3 protein-coding genes and 1 pseudogene are annotated in these 4,729 nt (G+C 76.8%); 3 read left to right on the top strand and 1 reads right to left on the bottom strand.

What is annotated here, in order from left to right; translation table 11 throughout:
* The 3 genes and pseudogenes from AC5FZL_RS15510 to AC5FZL_RS15500 all read left to right on the top strand — a co-directional run.
* A pseudogene (locus tag AC5FZL_RS15510) lies at nucleotides 1-267 on the top strand (helicase-associated domain-containing protein); the annotation flags it as partial.
* Between the two features lie 29 nt (nucleotides 268-296).
* A complete protein-coding gene (locus tag AC5FZL_RS15505; protein ID WP_493619782.1) occupies nucleotides 297-917 on the top strand; it encodes a hypothetical protein in 621 nt (206 codons plus the stop codon).
* A 102-nt stretch (nucleotides 918-1,019) separates the two neighbouring features.
* The gene (locus tag AC5FZL_RS15500) at nucleotides 1,020-2,675 is read left to right on the top strand and encodes a DNA repair helicase XPB (protein ID WP_493619781.1); all 1,656 of its coding nucleotides are present in this window, start codon (nucleotides 1,020-1,022) and stop codon (nucleotides 2,673-2,675) included.
* A gap of 42 nt (nucleotides 2,676-2,717) precedes the next feature.
* Here the strand turns inward: AC5FZL_RS15500 and AC5FZL_RS15495 are convergent, their stop codons facing one another.
* Nucleotides 2,718-4,352 carry a DUF7937 domain-containing protein gene (locus tag AC5FZL_RS15495; protein ID WP_493619780.1) on the bottom strand — a complete coding sequence of 545 codons (1,635 nt, stop codon included), beginning with the start codon at nucleotides 4,350-4,352 and terminating at the stop codon, nucleotides 2,718-2,720.
* Between the last annotated feature and the right edge of the window lie 377 nt (nucleotides 4,353-4,729).

Raw genomic sequence — 4,729 nt, 5'->3', positions numbered from 1 at the left:
GACCCGGCGGCGTCCGGGGCGGGACGCGGGGGACGGCCGCCGGTGCTCGCGGCCACCGACCCGGCCGTGGCCCTGGCGGCGCTGCGCGAGGCCGCCAGCGCGCACCGCAGCCTGTGGGTCGGGCTCAGCGACCGGACCGGGCGCACGACCGTCCGCCTCGTCGAGCCGGTGGGCATCGAGGGCGGCATGGTCACCGCCCTGGACGCCGCCTCGGGCGAGGTGCGGACGATGTCGGTGCACCGCGTGACCGGCGTCGCGCCGGCCTGATCGCGCGACAGCACGGGTAGCGTTGGCCCATGAGCCAGCCCCCGCAGGACCCGCAGGCCTACCCGTGGGGGGCGGACGAGCCGCACGGCGCCTCCCCGGCGGGCTCGTCCGCCGCTGGCGCCTCCCCGGCCGGCGCCACGCCGCCCGGCGAGCAGCGGCCCAGCGCCCCTGCGGGCGACCCCTACGGCGGCGGCCAGTACGCCGGCCCCTGGACCCAGCACGCCGAGCAGGGCGACCAGCCCTACACCGGGACGCCCTACACCGGGACGCCCCACCCGGGCAGCGCGCCGGCGCTGACCGGCTACCAGGGCCAGCCCGCCGCGCCCGGGGCCGAGGGCGGCTCGGCCCCCACCTCGACGATCGTGCTGCTGGCGGTCAGCGGGGTCTCGCTCGTGACCGGCGCGTTCACGCTCGCCGGCATCGCCGGGCTCGTCCTGTCGATCATCGCCCTGGTGCGGTCGAGCACGGACCTGCCGGCCGCCCGCCGCCTGACGAGGATCGGCTGGATCATCTGGACCGTGGTGGCGGTGCTCAGCGTCCTGCTGGTCATCGGCCTGATCGCCCTCCTCGTCGCCGCCAGCGACGCGTACGGCCCGACCGGCGGGTCCGTCTCGTCGCCCGGCCTGAGCACCGCCTTCGGCCTCGGCTGACCCGCAGCGGAGCCGCGCGCGGCGCCCGGGAAGCACCGGGCCCCGCGGGGGGTTGAGGACGAGGATGTGCCCGCAACCCCCTGCCCCACCCCGAGGAGCCCGGTGAGCGACGGACCGCTGATCGTCCAGAGCGACAAGACGCTGCTGCTGGAGGTCGACCACGCCACCTCCGCCGCGGCCCGCAAGGCGATCGCGCCGTTCGCCGAGCTCGAGCGCGCCCCCGAGCACGTCCACACCTACCGGATCACCCCGCTGGGCCTGTGGAACGCGCGGGCCGCCGGGCACGACGCGGAGCAGGTGGTCGACGCGCTGCTGGAGCACTCGCGCTACCCCGTGCCGCACGCCCTGCTCGTCGACGTCGCCGACACGATGGACCGCTACGGGCGCCTGCAGCTGCGCAAGGACGACGAGCACGGCCTCGTGCTCCAGGCCCTCGACGTCCCGGTGCTCGAGGAGGTGCTGCGCAGCCGCAAGGTCGCCCCCCTCGTCGGCGCCCGCCTGTCCCCCGAGACCGTCGTCGTCCACCCCAGCGAGCGCGGCACCCTCAAGCAGGTGCTCCTCAAGCTCGGCTGGCCCGCGGAGGACCTCGCCGGGTACGTCGACGGCGAGGCCCACCCGATCGACCTCGCCGAGGACGGCTGGGCGATGCGGCCCTACCAGGCCGAGGCCGTCGACGGCTTCTGGGACGGCGGCTCCGGCGTCGTGGTGCTGCCCTGCGGCGCGGGCAAGACGATCGTCGGCGCCGGCGCGATGGCCAAGGCCCGCGCGACGACGCTGATCCTCGTCACCAACACCGTCAGCGCCCGCCAGTGGCGCGACGAGCTGCTCAAGCGCACCTCGCTCACCGAGGACGAGATCGGCGAGTACTCGGGCACCCGCAAGGAGGTCCGCCCGGTGACCATCGCCACGTACCAGGTGGTGACCACGAAGCGGAAGGGCGTCTACCCGCACCTGGAGCTCTTCGACGCCCGCGACTGGGGCCTCATCGTCTACGACGAGGTGCACCTGCTGCCGGCGCCGATCTTCCGGATGACCGCCGACCTCCAGGCCCGCCGGCGCCTGGGCCTGACCGCCACCCTCGTGCGCGAGGACGGCCGCGAGGGCGAGGTGTTCTCCCTCATCGGCCCCAAGCGCTACGACGCGCCGTGGAAGGACATCGAGGCGCAGGGCTGGATCGCCCCGGCCGACTGCGTCGAGGTGCGGGTGACCCTGCCCGACGGCGAGCGCCTGGCGTACGCCACCGCCGAGCCGGAGGAGCGCTACCGGCTGTGCTCCACCTCGGCGTCCAAGTCGCGGGTCGTCGAGCAGCTCGTGCGCCAGAGCGGCGGCGAGCAGGTGCTCGTCATCGGCCAGTACCTCGACCAGCTCGCCGACCTGAGCGCCCGCCTGGACGCCCCGGTGATCACCGGGGAGACCGCGGTGGCCGAGCGCCAGCGGCTCTTCCAGGCCTTCCGCACCGGCGAGGTGCCCGTGCTCGTGGTGAGCAAGGTGGCCAACTTCTCCATCGACCTGCCCGAGGCCTCGGTGGCCATCCAGGTGTCGGGGTCCTTCGGCTCGCGCCAGGAGGAGGCCCAGCGCCTGGGCCGCCTGCTGCGCCCGAAGGCGGACGGCCGGACGGCGCGCTTCTACACCGTCGTCGCGCGCGACACCCTCGACCAGGACTACGCCGCCCACCGGCAGCGCTTCCTGGCCGAGCAGGGCTACGCCTACAACATCGTCGACGCCGACGACCTGCCGGCTCCGGCCACCGAGGCCTGAGCGCGCGGGGCCCGCTCGCGGCGAGCGGGCCTCGCGCGCGGGTCAGCCGCGCGGCGGCCGGGCGCGCAGCGCCGCGTCGACCTCCGGGTCGCGGAGCCGGCCCAGCCACTCCAGCAGGGCCGGGTACGTCGACGGGTTCGCGGCGACGTAGGGCCGCAGCTCGGGGGCGTCCTGGGCGATCTGGGCCAGCACGGCGGCGTCCGTGCCGGGGTCGACGGCCTGCGCGGCGGTGAAGCGCGCCACCGGCGCGGGAGCCGGCGGCGGCGGGACCGCGGGGGTCACGGGCGTCGCGGGCGTGACGGGGATGACCGCGGTCGCCCCCGCCGGCTGCTCGCGCTCCACCGGCCGGACCGGCTGCTCGGGCTCCACCGGCCGGACCGGCTGGGCGGGCTGCCACTCGTACGCGGCGGTGGCCGGGCCGGTCGCGCGTGCGCGGTCGGCGCCCTCGGGGCGCATCGACGGCGGGACCAGCAGCACCACCGCGATCGTGCCGGGCAGGCCGAGGGCCAGCAGCAGGAACGGGTACGTGACCGCGCCGTGGTGCTGGTCGCTCGCGGCGAGCACCAGCGCGACGAGCCCGAGCACGGCCACCACGCCGGCGAGCACCAGGGCCACGCCGCGGCCAGCGGCGGGGTCGTTGCGCAGGGCGCTGAGGCCGACGACCGCGGCGACGGCGATGAGCAGCGCGAGGACGAGCCCGATCACCACGGGAGCCGCGGAGGAGCCGTCCGCGACCGCCACGCCGGCGTCCACCGCGGTCACCACGGCCACGACGACGACCAGCAGGAACGCGCGCAGCGCCGCCCCGACCCACCGCTCGGTCCCGGAGGTGCTGCGCTGCCCGCGCAGCACGCCCGGGGCCGCGGCCGCCGCGGCGCCCGCCGGGAGCAGGACGAGGCCGAAGCCGCCGAGGTGCAGGCTCTGGATCTGCGGCAGGCGCGCGGAGTCCGACGCGCCGATGACGAAGACCACGCAGAAGACCGCGCCGAGGGCGAGGAGCACCGCGCGCCAGGCGGCGTCGCGCCGCGCCGTGCCCAGCAGCGGCCACGCCACGAGCGCCAGGACGAGCACCGACTCGGCGAGCAGGGCGACCAGCGCGCTCACCGAGAAGCCGAGGTCGGCCAGGCGCACGAGGCCGAGCACGAAGGAGATCAGCACCGTCGCGGCGACCAGGCCGGTGAAGGCCCGCACGACGAGCAGCCACTGCTCCGTCGCGGCCCGGTCCTGCTCCGGCGGGCCGAGCTCGGAGGCGCGCGGCTGCGCCGCGAGCACCGCACCGGCCAGGCCGAGGGCCAGCGCCACGCCGACCCCGCCGGAGAACCCGTCGCCGGTCACCCCGTCCACCACCAGGTAGACCAGCGCGAGCACCGCGTAGGGCAGGTTGGCGAGCAGCCGCACGGTGCGGGTGCGGTGCACCGTCCACGTGGCGGGGAAGACCCCGACCCGGCTCAGGTAGGGCAGCGCCAGGCTGAGCACGGACAGGACCGTGACGAGGACGACCTCGAGGCGGTCGCTCGCGCCGTGCTGGTAGTCCCAGGGCAGCGCCAGGGAGACGAACAGCAGGAGCGCGGCCACGCCGTCGCGGAGGTAGTCGCTCAGCGGGATCCCCGCGAAGGGGTGGGCCGCCGGCGCCGCCTGCGCGCGCTGGGGCGGGTGGCCCCCGGGGTCGGTGCTCATCTGCTTCGCCCTCCTCGTCGACGGTGCGGTCGGCCCGGGCGCGCCGTGCCGGGCCGCTCCATCCTGCCGCGTCCGGCGCCGGCGGAGGAGCACCGGCCCGATGCGCTCAGGAACCTCACAGCAGGCGCGCAGGATGTCCGAAGCCCGCTGTCGTTGGGTAGGGGGAAGCAGTCCTCTCCCGACCACCGAGGTGACCCGATGAGCTCCGAGACCACCCCCGGCGCAGCCAGCGCCCGCCAGCCCGCGCGCGACCCCTGGGCTCCCCCGGGCAGCGGCTGGGTGGGGCAGGACGGCACCGCGCCGCTGCCGCCGGTTCCGCCGCCCCCCGCGCCGTCCGCCCCGCAGCAGGGCCACGGCGCCTTCGGCGACCCCGGCCA

It is taken from the genome of Quadrisphaera sp. DVD1, from assembly GCF_058932755.1.
Note: the sequence above shows the minus strand (reverse complement) of the source record. Positions and strands in the feature narration are given on the sequence as shown.

Excerpts from the sequence above, each read along its gene's own strand:
- AC5FZL_RS15505 (WP_493619782.1), top strand. The coding sequence starts at position 297 with ATGAGCCAGCCCCCGCAGGACCCGCAGGCCTACCCGTGGGGGGCGGAC.
- AC5FZL_RS15495 (WP_493619780.1), bottom strand. The coding sequence starts at position 4,352 with ATGAGCACCGACCCCGGGGGCCACCCGCCCCAGCGCGCGCAGGCGGCG.